The organism is Pseudoxanthomonas sp. YR558 (assembly GCF_900116385.1).
Taxonomy (GTDB): domain Bacteria; phylum Pseudomonadota; class Gammaproteobacteria; order Xanthomonadales; family Xanthomonadaceae; genus Pseudoxanthomonas_A.
Map to the genome: position 1 here is coordinate 1,080,832 of NZ_FPCI01000002.1, position 12,737 is coordinate 1,093,568.

At 68.6% G+C, this 12,737-nt stretch carries 13 protein-coding genes and 1 tRNA gene; 10 read left to right on the top strand and 4 right to left on the bottom strand.

The annotated features are described in order from the left end of the window. The first annotated feature begins 16 nt into the window (after positions 1–16). Together BM365_RS16640 and BM365_RS16645 are read left to right on the top strand one after the other, a co-directional pair. A complete protein-coding gene (locus BM365_RS16640) occupies positions 17–568 on the top strand; it encodes a GNAT family N-acetyltransferase (protein ID WP_093490573.1) in 552 nt (183 codons plus the stop codon). Further along, positions 561–1,673 (top strand): MBL fold metallo-hydrolase, encoded by a 1,113-nt coding sequence (locus BM365_RS16645; RefSeq protein ID WP_093490574.1) that lies wholly within the window; start codon positions 561–563, stop codon positions 1,671–1,673. Before BM365_RS16640 ends, BM365_RS16645 begins: the two co-directional genes overlap by 8 nt. A 6-nt stretch (positions 1,674–1,679) precedes the next feature. Here the strand turns inward: BM365_RS16645 and BM365_RS16650 are convergent, their stop codons facing one another. From BM365_RS16650 to BM365_RS16660, 3 genes are all read right to left on the bottom strand, one after another. After that, a complete protein-coding gene (locus BM365_RS16650; protein WP_093490575.1) occupies positions 1,680–3,056 on the bottom strand; it encodes an ATP-binding protein in 1,377 nt (458 codons plus the stop codon). Continuing rightward, a complete protein-coding gene (locus BM365_RS16655) occupies positions 3,053–3,718 on the bottom strand; it encodes a response regulator transcription factor (protein WP_255412337.1) in 666 nt (221 codons plus the stop codon). Before BM365_RS16655 ends, BM365_RS16650 begins: the two co-directional genes overlap by 4 nt. Positions 3,719–3,866: 148 nt before the next feature. Next, a tRNA-Glu gene (locus BM365_RS16660) sits at positions 3,867–3,941 on the bottom strand. Between the two features lie 84 nt (positions 3,942–4,025). Between BM365_RS16660 and pcnB the strand changes: the two genes are divergently transcribed. The 6 genes from pcnB (at position 4,026) to pgi (ending at position 9,559) form a co-directional block, all read left to right on the top strand. Continuing rightward, positions 4,026–5,372: a polynucleotide adenylyltransferase PcnB gene (pcnB, locus tag BM365_RS16665; RefSeq protein WP_093490577.1), complete on the top strand. Its 1,347-nt coding sequence runs from the start codon at positions 4,026–4,028 to the stop codon at positions 5,370–5,372. Next, positions 5,369–5,860: a 2-amino-4-hydroxy-6-hydroxymethyldihydropteridine diphosphokinase gene (gene folK, locus BM365_RS16670; protein WP_093490578.1), complete on the top strand. Its 492-nt coding sequence runs from the start codon at positions 5,369–5,371 to the stop codon at positions 5,858–5,860. The genes pcnB and folK overlap by 4 nt, the downstream gene beginning before the upstream one ends. A gap of 17 nt (positions 5,861–5,877) precedes the next feature. Then, entirely contained in the window at positions 5,878–6,690 is an 813-nt protein-coding gene (gene panB / locus BM365_RS16675; RefSeq protein WP_093490579.1) for a 3-methyl-2-oxobutanoate hydroxymethyltransferase, read from the top strand. Between the two features lie 36 nt (positions 6,691–6,726). Next, the gene (gene panC / locus BM365_RS16680) at positions 6,727–7,569 is read left to right on the top strand and encodes a pantoate--beta-alanine ligase (RefSeq protein ID WP_093490580.1); all 843 of its coding nucleotides are present in this window, start codon (positions 6,727–6,729) and stop codon (positions 7,567–7,569) included. Between the two features lie 96 nt (positions 7,570–7,665). Further along, positions 7,666–8,046, top strand: a complete 381-nt coding sequence (gene panD, locus BM365_RS16685; RefSeq protein WP_093490581.1) for an aspartate 1-decarboxylase — start codon at positions 7,666–7,668, stop codon at positions 8,044–8,046. 1 nt (position 8,047) lies between these two features. Continuing rightward, a complete protein-coding gene (pgi, locus tag BM365_RS16690; RefSeq protein ID WP_093490582.1) occupies positions 8,048–9,559 on the top strand; it encodes a glucose-6-phosphate isomerase in 1,512 nt (503 codons plus the stop codon). Here the strand turns inward: pgi and queG are convergent. Continuing rightward, entirely contained in the window at positions 9,556–10,653 is a 1,098-nt protein-coding gene (gene queG, locus BM365_RS16695; RefSeq protein WP_093490583.1) for a tRNA epoxyqueuosine(34) reductase QueG, read from the bottom strand. The two genes, pgi and queG, sit on opposite strands and share 4 nt — an antisense overlap. Positions 10,654–10,720: 67 nt before the next feature. Between queG and BM365_RS16700 the strand changes: the two genes are divergently transcribed. Both BM365_RS16700 and tsaE read left to right on the top strand, forming a co-directional pair. Then, positions 10,721–12,193 carry an NAD(P)H-hydrate dehydratase gene (locus BM365_RS16700; RefSeq protein WP_093490584.1) on the top strand — a complete coding sequence of 491 codons (1,473 nt, stop codon included), beginning with the start codon at positions 10,721–10,723 and terminating at the stop codon, positions 12,191–12,193. Between the two features lie 42 nt (positions 12,194–12,235). Then, complete coding sequence (gene tsaE / locus BM365_RS16705; protein ID WP_093490585.1) at positions 12,236–12,718, top strand: tRNA (adenosine(37)-N6)-threonylcarbamoyltransferase complex ATPase subunit type 1 TsaE; 483 nt, start codon at positions 12,236–12,238, stop codon at positions 12,716–12,718. The last annotated feature ends 19 nt before the right edge of the window (positions 12,719–12,737 follow it).

The window sequence follows — 12,737 nt, forward strand, 5'->3', positions numbered from 1 at the left end:
TCCTGAGGAACTCTCCATGTCATTGACCGTATCTCCCCGGCGCCGCGAAGCCATCGCTGCGCCCGCGATCCGCGCCATCGCGCCCATGCCGCACGTCCGCGTCACCCGCGTGGCGCGCACCCATGCGGCTGCGCTGATGCACCTCTGCGACCGCCATATGGCGGAACTGCCAACCGGGGCCAGCGCCCAGCGCGCCGCCGGCGGGCGCGTGCTGGAATTGATGGAGGCCCTGTTTGAAGCCCCGTTGCGTGCGTGGGCGTGGATCGCCGAGCGCGATGGCGTGCCGCAGGGTTATGCGTTCGGTACCGTCGGCTTCTCGATGGTCGAGCGGGCCTACTACTTCAACCTGGAGTCGCTGTTCGTATCCGCGGATGCCCGACCCTCCGGTGCCGCCTCGGCGCTGTTCGACGCGGCGCGCGCGATGGCCGACGAGTTGGGCTGCATCGATCTGCGTTGGCAGGTGCCGGTGGCGCAGGAAAGCGCGCTGATGCTGCCGGGGCACACCGCGGCGGCCTCGATGATCCAGTACGTGTTTCCCACATCGATGCGGAGTTTGCGCGATGAGTAAGCAGATCGAAGCCAAGGCGCCCCGGCGTCGCCGTTGGAAGCGCGTGGCCGCTGCGGTGTGCGTGTCGGCGACGGCCGCGGCCTACGCCGGTACATCCGGCTGCAGCACGCTCGCCTATCCGCAGTCGCCGCAATATGGCGAAGACGGCTTCCAGAACGAGCGCAAACCGCGCTCGTTGGGCTGGCGCGAGACCAGCAAGCTCTGGTGGGATTTTCTGGTCGGCGGCAAGCCGGCGGGCACGGTGCCCGCCAGCGAAATTCCGGTGCAGGCACTGTCGGCGGACCAGTTGGCGCAGGCGCCGGATGGCACGGTGTATCGCCTGGGGCATTCCACCGTGCTGCTGAAACTCCAGGGCCGCTTCTGGCTCACCGACCCGGTATTCGCCGAGCGCGCATCGCCCGTGCAATGGGCGGGCCCCAAGCGCTTCCACGCGCCGCCGCTGTCGCTCGAGGCCTTGCCGCAGCTGTCCGCCGTGGTGCTGTCGCACGATCACTACGACCACCTGGATCGCGACACTGTCATCGCGCTCGCCGCGAAGACCGACGTCTTCCTGACACCGCTGGGCGTCGGTGATCGCCTGGTGCGCTGGGGCGTGCCGCGGGAAAAGGTCCGCCAGCTCGACTGGTGGGAGCACAGCGACATCGACGGCGTGCAGTTCACCGCGACACCCTCGCAGCACTTCTCCGGGCGCACGCTGTTCGACCGCAACAAGACCCTGTGGGCATCGTGGGTGATCCAAGCCGGCGACACGCGCGTATTCTTCAGCGGCGACACCGGCTATTTCGACGGCTTCCGCACCATCGGTGATCGCTTCGGGCCGTTCGACGTGACGTTGCTGGAATGCGGTGCCTACGACCGCCGGTGGCAGGACGTGCACATGCTGCCGGCGCAGACGCTGCAGGCCCATCTCGACCTCCGCGGACGCTGGCTGGTGCCGATCCACAACAGCACGTTCGACCTGGCGTTCCACCGCTGGAGCGAACCGATGGAGACTTTGTACGGACTATCGCGCGATGCGGGCGTGGATATCGCCACGCCCGTCATCGGCGCGCCGCTGGCGATCCACCAGCCCGAGGGTACGCAGCCGTGGTGGCGTGCCGAGTAGCGGCCGTCAGGTGTTGTCGGGTGCGGCGATGAAGCGCACCCGGCAGCCGAAGCCGCGGCCGGCGATGCCGTCACCCGCATCGATCTCCGCTCCGTGCGCCTGCGCAATGCGCTGGACCAGCGATAGCCCGATGCCGCTGCCGCGTTCGCCATTGCCGTGGCTGCCGCGGAAGAAGCGTTCGAAGACGCGTTCGCGCTCATCGGGCATCACGCCCGGCCCGTTGTCGCGCACGGCGAGCCACGCCGTGCGGCCATCGTCCTCGGTACCGCAGGCGATCTCGATGCGCCCGTGCTCGCCGCAGTAACGCACCGCGTTGTCGATCAGGTTGCGGGCGAGGATGCCGAGGTCGTCCAGGTCGCCGCGCACGCTGGCCGGCTCGGCGTGCACGCTGATGGTCTGGCCGCGTCGCGCGGCCATCGATTCGAATTCGCGCGCGACCATCGTGACCACGTCGGGCAACTGCACGGTCGGCTGATCCTCGCGCAGCGGCGAGGCATCCACGCGCGCCGAATCCAGCAACTGCTGCGCGAGCCGCGAGGTGCGCTGGATGCCCTGCACCAGCGGCTCCAGCGCGGCGCGTGCGTCGGCCTGCGAACCGGCACGCAAGGCCACTTGCGTCTGGGTCAGCAAGGCCGCCAGCGGCGTGCGCAGTTCGTGCGCGGCGTCGGCAAGGAACTGGCGCTCGCCGCGCATCGCTTCGGATAGCCGTTCCAGCAACAGGTTGAACGAGTCCACCAGCGGCCGGATCTCGCGGGGCAGGCCGGCGGAGGGCAGGGGGGCGAGGTCGTGCGCTTCGCGCTGCGCCATCTCGCGACGCAGCCGGTTCATCGGACGCAGGCTCCAGTGGATGGCCAGGCCGACGGTCATTCCGAGGATGAGCAGGATGACGATCCCGCTCCACACGCTGACCTTCACCCAGTACGCCAGCTCGGCACGCATCGCGGACAACGACATGCCGGACTGCACCTGGATGCGTCCGCCGGCGTCGGTGACGGCGTAGACCCGCCAGGGTTCACCGGCCACTTCGGTGACCACGAAGCCCGGCTTGAAATCCGCTTTCAGCGGCTGGGTCGGCGCACCTTCGGACAACACGACAGGCTTGTCGCGCCCGAGGATCCATACCTGATAGCGCAGCGCGTCGAACTTGCGGCCGGCCATGCTCGGGCGCGTGGGCAGCCGCAGGCGTGGGCCATCGCCCAAGGCGGTGAGGTTGGCCGGCATCGACAGCAGGATCTGCTCGCTGACCTCCTGCAGGAACAGGTCGTCATGGCCTTTCTGCTGGCGCGTCATCTGGAAGTGCTGGCCGCCCAGCCAGCAGCCCCATCCGAGCGCAAGTGGCGTCATCACCGCGAGCAGCAGTTTGGATTTGAGCGAATGACTCATTCGCCATCTCCCAGGCGGTAGCCGAATCCGTGCACGGTGGCGATCACGCCGTCGCCCAGCTTCTTGCGCAACTGATGGATGTATACCGCGATGGTGTTGCTCTCTATCGCGCCGTCGCCGCCGTAGACCAGCGACTCCAGCGTTTCGCGCGCGATCACCCGGCCGGGACGTTCCATCAGTGCGAGCAGGGTGCGGTACTCGTGCACGCCCAGCCGGACCGGGCGATCGCCCTGGCGCACCGAGCGGTCCGCCGGGTCCAGCACGATGTCGCCATGGCGCAGCACCGGCGCCACCCGACCCTGCGTGCGGCGGACCACGGCACGCAGTCGTGCGCCGAGTTCGCCGGCTTCGAAGGGTTTGACGATGTAGTCGTCGGCGCCGGCATCCAGGCCGCGCACGCGGTCGCTCAGCTGGTCGCGGGCGGTGATGATCAGGACCGGAGTGGTGTCGTACCGCTGGCGCAGGGCGGCCAGCACGTCGAGGCCGGAGCCGCGGGGCAGGCCCAGATCGAGCAGGACGGCGGTATAGCCGTGGTCCACCAGCGCCAGTCGGGCGGCGGCGGCATCCTCGGCACGGTCGATGGACCAGCCGTCCTGCGCGAGCGCAGCGGCGAGCGCATCGCCCAGCATGCGATCGTCTTCGACCAGGAGCAGGCGCTGCACGGGACATCCTCGGGAACGGCGGGCCCCCATGCTAGGCCGAAGCGATTAAACCGTCTTTAATGCGGGGGCCGGAAACGCGAAACCCCGCCGTGGCGGGGTTTCGTCTGATCGCTTGGCCGCGGCTCTCAATCCGCGGCGCCTCGCCGGATGGCGCTCCCTAGGGGACTCGAACCCCTGTTTTAGCCTTGAGAGGGCCACGTCCTAACCACTAGACGAAGGGAGCGTTTTTGGTGAAACCGGCGTAGCGGATTAGTATATGCGGCGGCACCGCCCAGGGCAATCCATCCGGGCCGCCGCGTAACCCCTTCTGCATGGAACCGCCGCTATTACGCCGCCCACCGCTCTGCGAACCATCCCGCGCGACCAGCACACCATTTCGCGCAAGGACATCAGCCCGAACGCGCTGCGCGTGCTCTACCGCCTGCGGGATGCCGGGTTCCAGGCGTATCTGGTCGGCGGTGCGGTGCGCGACCTGCTGGTCGGCGGGCATCCCAAGGATTTCGATGTCGCCACCGATGCGACGCCCGAACAGGTGCGCCAACAGTTCCGCAACTGCCGCCTGATCGGCCGTCGCTTCCGCCTGGCGCACGTCGTATTCGGCCGCGAGATCATCGAGGTCGCGACCTTCCGCGCCAACAGCGACGACGGCAGCGGAGATCGCGAGATGGAGAACGGCCGGCTGGTGCGCGACAACGTGTACGGCAGCATCGAGGACGATGCCGTCCGCCGCGACTTCACCGCGAATGCGTTGTACTACGCCATCGATGATTTCTCGGTGCGCGACTACGTCGGTGGCTTCGAGGACGTGATGGCGCGCCAGCTGAAGCTGATCGGCGATCCCGAGCAGCGCTATCGCGAAGACCCGGTGCGCATGCTGCGTGCCGTGCGCCTGGCCGCCAAGCTGGGTTTCGAGATCGAAGCCGACACGGCGGCGCCGATCGCGCCGCTGGCGCCGCTGTTGGCGGAAGCCGCGCCGGCCCGCCTGTTCGAGGAAATCCTGAAACTGTTCCTGTCCGGCCACGCGGTCGCGAGTTTCGAAGGACTGGAGCGCTTCGGCCTGTTGAAGGTGCTGCTGCCGGAAACCGCCGCTGCACTGGCCTCCAACCGCAGCGGTGCGCTGCGCCGCATGGTCATGGCCGGCCTGGCCGGTACTGACCAGCGCGTGGCCAACGATGAGCCGGTATCGCCGGCGTTCCTGTTCGCGCTGCTGCTGTGGCCGGCGTACTGCCGCGCCCTGATGGGCCTGCAGGCTTCCGGCGTGCATGCCGAGGAAGCGCAGCGCCGTGCGGCTGACCGCGTCACCCTGCACCAGTTGAACACCGTCGCACTGCCGCGCCGCTTCTCGCTGCCGATGCAGGAGATCTGGCTGCTCCAGACGCGCTTCGGCAATCGCCAGCGCAAGCGCGTGGTCCGGCTGCTTTCGCACCCGCGCTTCCGTGCGGCGTTCGATTTCCTCGTGCTGCGCCTGGAAGCCTCGCCCGAGCATGCCGAGGACGTGGCGTTCTGGCGCGAAGCGCAGACCCAGTCGGGCGATGAACTGTCGGCCGCGTTGGGTGTCGGCGCTCCTGCGGACGATCTGCAGGGTGACGATGCACCGCCCTCCAAGCGCCGTCGCCGCCGTCGCCGCCGTGGCGCGGCTGCTTCCGCCGAATGACGCGGCACGTCCGGGCCTGCATCGGCCTGGGGGCCAACCTCGGCGATGCTGCCGGCACGTTGCAGCGTGCCTTCGAGGCGCTGGATGCCTGTGAAGGCATCGCCTTGCTGAACGCTTCGCGCCTGTACCGCACGCCGGCGTGGGGGCGCGAAGACCAACCCGATTTCATCAACGCGGCCGCGCTCGTGGACACGACGCTGGCGCCGCGCGCGTTGCTCGCGCAACTGCTTGCGGTCGAGGCCGTGTTCGGGCGGCAGCGTGCCGACGGCGAGCGTTGGGGGCCGCGCACGCTGGACCTGGACCTGTTGCTGTACGGCGATGCCGTCGTCGACGAGCCGGGCCTGCGCGTGCCGCACCCGCACCTGCACGAACGCGCCTTCGCACTGGTGCCCTTGCTCGAGGTCCTGCCCGAGGCCCGTATCCCGGGTTACGGCGATGCGCGGGACGCTGTGTCCGCGCTCGAAATGTCCAACATCCATCCGTTATGAGTGGATAATGCGGGGCTATGAGTACGCACGCCGACAGCAAGCCCTGGACCGTTCCCGCCCTCGCCGACGCCAAGCGCGAAGGGCGCAAGCTGGTGATGCTGACGGCTTACGACAACAGTTTCGCGCGCGTCCTGGACCGTAACGGCGTGGACCTGGTGCTGATCGGCGATTCGCTGGGCATGGTGGTGCAGGGTCACGATTCGACGCTGCCGGTGACGGTGGACGATATCGCGTACCACACCCGCGCGGTCGCACGTGGTCTTGATCGCGCGCTGTTGGTCGCCGACCTGCCGTTCCAGTCCGATGCCACGCCGGAGCGCGCGCTCGATGCGGCCATCGTGCTGCTGCAGGCGGGGGCGGAGATGGTCAAGCTTGAAGGCGCCGGCCACAAGCTCGACGTGATCCGCTTCCTGGTCGAGCGCGACATTCCGGTCTGCGGCCATCTCGGCCTCACGCCGCAGTCGGTGCTGGCCTTCGGTGGCTACAAGGTGCAGGGCCGTGGCGATTCGGCCGCGGCGAAGTTGCGCGCGGATGCGCGCGCGGTGGCCGACGCGGGCGCGCAGTTGCTGGTGCTGGAATGTGTACCGTCGCCGCTGGCGGCCACGATCACCGCCGACATCGCCATTCCCACCATCGGCATCGGCGCCGGTCCCGGCTGCGATGGGCAGGTGCTGGTACTGCACGATTTCATCGGCCTCGACACGGGCCATCGCCGACCGAAGTTCGTCAAGGATTTTCTAGCCGAAGGCGGTTCGGTGGCGGGCGCCGTACGCGCGTACGCCGACGCAGTGCGCAGCGGGGCGTTCCCCGACGACGCCCATTCCTACTGACCGCGCCGCGCGCACCGACACGCCACAGGGGCCCCGATGATCGAGACCATCACCGAACTGGATGCGCTGCGCGCACGCGTCAGGGAGTGGAAGCAGCAGGGCCTGCGGGTCGGCTTCGTGCCCACGATGGGCAATCTTCATGCTGGCCACTACTCGTTGGTGATGCTGGCACGACAGTACGCCGACCGCGTGGTGTCCAGCGTGTTCGTCAATCCGACCCAGTTCGGCCCCAACGAGGACTTCACCCGCTATCCGCGTACGCCGGAAGCGGACATGAGCGGTCTCGAAGGCGCTGGTTGCGATGTCCTGTGGCTGCCGACGGTGGAGTCGATGTATCCGTTCGGCGTCGAACTCGCCGCCAGGGTGCACGTACCTGGTGTCAGCAGCGTGCTGGAAGGTGCACACCGCCCGGGCCATTTCGACGGCGTGTGCACGGTGGTCGGCCGGTTGTTCAACCAGGTGCAGCCCGACGTGGCGGCCTTCGGCAAGAAGGACTACCAGCAATTGGCGGTGATCCGGCAACTGGTCACCGACCTGGCGTTTCCGATCCAGATCCTCGCTGGCAGCATCGTGCGCGAGCCCGATGGCCTGGCCATGAGTTCGCGCAACCAGTACCTGTCCGCGGATGAGCGTCCGCGCGCCGCTGAGATCCGCAAGGTGTTGATCACCATGCGCGAAGGCCTGCTGGCCGGTCAGTCGCGCGCGCAGGTGGAAGCGGATGCGGCGCGCAGGCTCACCGAGGTGGGTTACGTGGTCGACTACACCGTCGTCCGTCGCCACGACCTGAGCGAGCCGGCCGAAGGCGAGCAGGGCGCACGGGTCGCGCTGATCGCGGCCAAGCTGGGGCGCACGCGGCTGATCGACAACCTGGAATTCTGACGGCGGCGAGGGTGGACGCGGTGTTGCACGATCGTGCACGCCGCACCAGGCGCGAGGGGCTAAACTTCGCGTCCCCGATCCGGATTGCGCCCCCCCATGCACCTCAGCCTGCTCAAGACCAAGATCCACCGCGCGACCGTCACCCATTCGGAGCTGAACTACGAAGGCTCCATCGCCATCGACGGCCTGCTGCTGAATGCCACCGGCATCCGCGAGTTCGAACAGGTCCACATCTGGGACGTCACCAACGGCGCGCGCTTCTCGACGTACGCGATCCGGGCCGACGAAGGCAGCGGCATCATCTCCCTCAACGGCGGCGCGGCGCGCCACGTGCAGGTGGGCGACCTGATCATCATCGCTGCGTTCGCCGGCATGAGCGAACAGGAAGCCGAGCAGTTCCAGCCGACCTTGGTGTATGTGGACGGCCAGAACCGCATCACCCACACCAACCGCAGCATCCCGAAGCAGGCGGCCTGACATGAGCATCGGCTCCGACGCGTTGAACGCCCACGCCGCGCGCCTGCGCGGCATCCCGCTGAGCGAACTGCTGGTGCGCGAGCCCAGCCGTGTTGCGGCCAACACGCTGCGTACCGGTCCGCTGTACTTCAATTTCGCGCGCCAGTCCTACGACGCGCAGGCGTGGCAGGCCCTGCTCGCGCAGGCGCAGGCCGCCGATCTCGCGGGTGCGTTCCGTCGCCTGTTCGACGGTGAAAAGGTCAACGTCACCGAAGGCCGATCGGCGCTGCATACGGCGCTGCGCGGGCAGCATTCCGACGCGGTCGTGGCGCGCGAGGCCTATGCCAGCGCGCTGGATGTCCGCCAGCGCATGGCGTCCTTGATCGCGCAGCTGGAAGCGACCGGCGTCACCGACGTCGTCAGCGTCGGCATCGGCGGCTCCGATCTCGGCCCGAGGCTCGTGGCTGATGCGTTGCGGGATCCCCTGCCGGGACGTTTCCGCGTGCATTTCCTGTCCAACGTCGACGGCGCAGCGGCGCAACGCACGCTGGCGCCCCTGGACCCCGCGCGCACCGCGGCGATCCTGATCTCCAAGACCTTCGGTACGCAGGAAACGCTGCTCAACGGCGGCATCCTGCGCGACTGGCTGGGCGGCAGCGAACGCCTGTATGCGGTCAGCGCGAATCCCGAGCGCGCCGCGGCGGCCTTCGAGATCGCGCCGGAGCGCGTGTTGCCGATGTGGGACTGGGTCGGCGGCCGCTATTCGCTCTGGTCGGCGGTGGGCCTGCCGATCGCGCTGGCGATCGGGTTCGATCGTTTCGAACGCCTGCTGGCAGGCGCGTCGGCTTTCGATGCGCATGCCATCGGCGCACCGCTGGCCGACAACATCGCGGTGCGCCACGCGCTGACCGCCGTGTGGAACCGCAACGTGCTCGGCCACGCTGCGCAGGGCGTGATGACCTACGATCAGCGCCTTGCGCTGCTGCCGGCCTACCTGCAGCAGTTGGTGATGGAAAGCCTGGGCAAGTCGGTGAAGCTGGACGGCAGTCCGGTCGGCGTCGACACCGTGCCCGTCTGGTGGGGCGGTGCGGGCACCGATGTACAGCACAGTTTCTTCCAGGCGTTGCACCAGGGTACGGGCATCGTGCCGCTGGATTTCGTCGGCACGATCAACAGCGATGCGCCGTATGCCGAGAACCACCTCGCGCTGCTGTCCAACCTGCTGGCGCAGAGCGAAGCGCTCGCCAACGGACAGCGCAGCGATGATCCGCATCGCAGCTACGCGGGCGGTCGCCCAAGCACGCTGATCTTGTTGGATGCGCTGACGCCGGAGTCGCTGGGCGGATTGATCGCGATGTACGAACACAGCGTCTATGCGCAATCGGTGCTCTGGGGCATCAACGCGTTCGACCAGTTCGGCGTCGAGCTCGGCAAGCAGCTGGCCAACGGCCTGCTGCCGGCCCTCAAAGGCGAACGCGCTGCCTCGGACCCGGTTACGCAGGCGTTGCTGGCGGAGATCGCGGCGCGCGGTTAAATCCGCCCGTCGTCGGCCGGGTGCGGGTGCCTGCCCAGCGCCCAGGCCACGTGCTCGCGCACCAGGGGCGAGGCATCCTCGCGCCGACTCGCCAGTGCGCTAACCACCTCCGGTGTGGTCGGTGCATTGCCCAGCGCGACCGCGATATTGCGTAGCCAGCGTTCATGGCCGCTGCGGCGGATCGCCGATCCTTCCGTGCGGCGCAGGAACTCCGCCTCGTCCCATGCGAACAACTGAGGCAACGTCGCGGTATCCAGATCGTTCCTGGCACGGAAATCGGGCTCGTCGGTGCGCTTGGCGAACTTGTTCCAGGGACAGACCAGCTGGCAGTCGTCGCAGCCGAAGATGCGGTTGCCGATCGCCGGCCGCAGGTCTTCCGGTATCGCGCCTTCGTGCTCGATGGTCAGGTACGAAATGCAGCGGCGTGCGTCGAGCCGGTAGGGCGCGGTGATCGCCTGGGTAGGGCAGACCTCGATGCAGCGCATGCAGGTGCCGCAATGCGCGGTCGCGGGCGCATCGATGGGGAGCGGCACGTCGACATAGATCTCGCCGAGGAAGAACCACGACCCGCCGTCCTTGTCGATCAGGCAGGTGTGCTTGCCGATCCAGCCCAGGCCCGCATTGCGCGCCAACGCGCGCTCCAGCACCGGTGCCGAATCCACGAACACGCGGTGCCCGAAGGCGCCGAATTCCTTCTGTAGCTGCTCGGCCAGTTTCTGCAACCGATTGCGCATGAGCTTGTGGTAGTCGCGTCCCAGCGCGTAGCGCGCCACGTAGGCGCGCCGGCCATCCGCCAGGGTGTCCCAGGCGTCATCGCTATCGTTGCGGCCGTAGTCCAGGCCGACCGAGATCACCCGCAGCGTGCCGGGAATGAGGTCCTGCGGCCGCGAGCGCTTGTCGCCGTGCTGCGCCATCCACGCCATCGAGCCGTAAAGGCCCTGTGCGAGCCAGTCGCGGAGATAGTCCTCGTCCTTGCCCAACTCGATGCCGGCGATGCCGCACCGCTGGAAGCCGAACTCGCCCGCCAGCACGCGCGCGCGCGCGGCCAAGGTCGCGGGATCGGACGGCAGCGAGGGCGAGGAGGGGGACGGCATGCGGAAAGTATAGGTGGCCCAGCGGCATTCACTTCCGCGCAACCCGGCCCGGTCCTAGAATCCGCGCATGTCAGGCACCGTGCCCCTGTATTCCACCTCCGCCGCGCGGGCGCTGGATGCCAACGCCACGCGCACGCTCGGCGGCGACGCCTACACCTTGATGCAGCGTGCCGGCCAAGTCGCATGGCAGCATGTGCTGATGCATTGGCCAGAGGCGCAACGCGTCGTCGTGGTCTGCGGCCCCGGCAGCAACGGCGGCGATGGTTACGTGGTGGCCCGACACGCGCACCGTGCGGGGCGCGCGGTGGAGGTGGTGCATATGCCCGAGCACGTGCCGGCCAATCCCATTGCCCAGCACGCATGCACGGACTACGTCGCCGCGGGCGGGCGCGTCACCCTGTTCAATGGCGTGTTGCCGAAAGCCGACCTGCTGGTCGATGCGCTGTTCGGTATCGGCCTGTCGCGTGCGCCGGATGCGGGCGCGCACGCGCTGATCGATGCACTCAACACGCAGGCGCTGCCCGTGTTCTCGCTCGACGTGCCCAGTGGCGTCGATGCGGACCGCGGCGGCGTGCCCGGCGTGGCCGTGGTGGCGACACGCACGCTGCAATTCATCGCGCGGCATGCCGGACTGCACACCGGCGATGCGTTGGAATACACCGGTACGTTGGCCCTGGACGATCTCGACGTGCCAGCCGCTGCGTTCGATGGCGTGGAAGAACGCGCGACCTTGCTCGACCACGAGGCGCTGGCGCGCTGGCTGTTGCCGCGCCGCCGCAACACGCACAAGGGCGAGTCGGGACATGTGCTGTGCATCGGCGGCGAAGAAGGCAGCGGCGGCGCGGTCGCCCTGTGTGCGGAGGCTGCGTTGCGTGCCGGCGCCGGCCTGCTCAGCGTGGCGACGCGACCGGCGCATGTCGCTGCGATCCTCGCGCGCCGTCCGGAAGCGATGGTGCGCGGCGTCGAATCCTCGGAAGACCTCGCACCGATGCTGGCGCGCGCCGGCGTCATCGCGATCGGGCCGGGCCTGGGGCAGGGCGAATGGGCGCGCGCGTTGTTGCAACAGGCGTGGCGCAGCGGACGGCCGCTGATCGTCGATGCCGATGCGCTCAATCTGCTGGCGGCTTCACCGCAGGCGCTGCCCGACGCCGTGCTGACGCCGCATCCTGGCGAGGCCGCACGCCTGCTGGGTTGCACGACGGCCGAGGTGCAGGCGGACCGTTTCAACGCCGCACGTGCGATCGCGCAGCGCCATGCCTGTGTCGTCGTGCTGAAAGGCGCCGGTACGATCATCGCCGCGCCCGACGGTGCGCTGCGCGTGATCGATGCCGGCAATCCCGGCATGGCCGTCGGCGGTATGGGCGACGTGTTGACGGGCGTGATTGCCGCGTTGCGCGCGCAGGGTCTTGTGGCATTCGACGCGGCCAGCGCCGGCGCGCTGCTGCATGCGCTCGCGGGCGACGCAGCGGCATGGGATGGACAGCGCGGCCTGCTGCCTTCCGACCTGATGCCGCACCTGCGACGCCTCGCCAATCCCTGAGCCATGCCTGCGCCATTCGGCGCCAGCACTTAGAATCGGCGCATGCATACGTTCCTTGCCGACAGCGACGCCACCGAAGCCCTGGGTCAGGCGCTCGCGCGCACGCGGCCACCGTTCGCGGTGGTGCACCTGCAGGGCGACTTAGGCGCGGGCAAGTCGACGCTCGCGCGTGCGCTGTTGCGTGCGTTGGGCGTGGGCGGTGCGATCCGCAGCCCGACCTACACCCTCGTCGAGCGCTATCCGGTCGAAGGTGGCGAAGCCTGGCACCTGGACCTCTACCGCATCGGCGATGCGGGGGAACTGGAATTCCTCGGCCTGGACGAAGGCGCGGCGGTGCTCTGGCTGGTCGAATGGCCCGAGCGTGGCGGTGCATCCCTGCCGCCGGCGGACCTGGTGGTCACGCTGGCAGTCGAGGGCGCCGGAAGATCGGTCCGTTGCGAGGCGGGTTCCCGCGTCGGCGAGCAGTGGCTGACGCGGGCGGCCGAAGAAGCCCAGTTGCAGGCTTCAGTTGCCCAGCCTGGTTAGGAACATCTTCCAGGTTGCG

Bases quoted from the DNA above. Each gene is read 5' to 3' on its own strand.
- panB (WP_093490579.1), top strand. From the start codon at position 5,878: ATGAGTACGCACGCCGACAGCAAGCCCTGGACCGTTCCCGCCCTCGCC.
- pgi (WP_093490582.1), top strand. From the start codon at position 8,048: ATGAGCATCGGCTCCGACGCGTTGAACGCCCACGCCGCGCGCCTGCGC.
- queG (WP_093490583.1), bottom strand. From the start codon at position 10,653: ATGCCGTCCCCCTCCTCGCCCTCGCTGCCGTCCGATCCCGCGACCTTG.
- tsaE (WP_093490585.1), top strand. From the start codon at position 12,236: ATGCATACGTTCCTTGCCGACAGCGACGCCACCGAAGCCCTGGGTCAG.
- BM365_RS16645 (WP_093490574.1), top strand. From the start codon at position 561: ATGAGTAAGCAGATCGAAGCCAAGGCGCCCCGGCGTCGCCGTTGGAAG.
- BM365_RS16650 (WP_093490575.1), bottom strand. From the start codon at position 3,056: ATGAGTCATTCGCTCAAATCCAAACTGCTGCTCGCGGTGATGACGCCA.
- panC (WP_093490580.1), top strand. From the start codon at position 6,727: ATGATCGAGACCATCACCGAACTGGATGCGCTGCGCGCACGCGTCAGG.
- panD (WP_093490581.1), top strand. From the start codon at position 7,666: ATGCACCTCAGCCTGCTCAAGACCAAGATCCACCGCGCGACCGTCACC.
- BM365_RS16700 (WP_093490584.1), top strand. From the start codon at position 10,721: ATGTCAGGCACCGTGCCCCTGTATTCCACCTCCGCCGCGCGGGCGCTG.
- BM365_RS16640 (WP_093490573.1), top strand. From the start codon at position 17: ATGTCATTGACCGTATCTCCCCGGCGCCGCGAAGCCATCGCTGCGCCC.
- folK (WP_093490578.1), top strand. From the start codon at position 5,369: ATGACGCGGCACGTCCGGGCCTGCATCGGCCTGGGGGCCAACCTCGGC.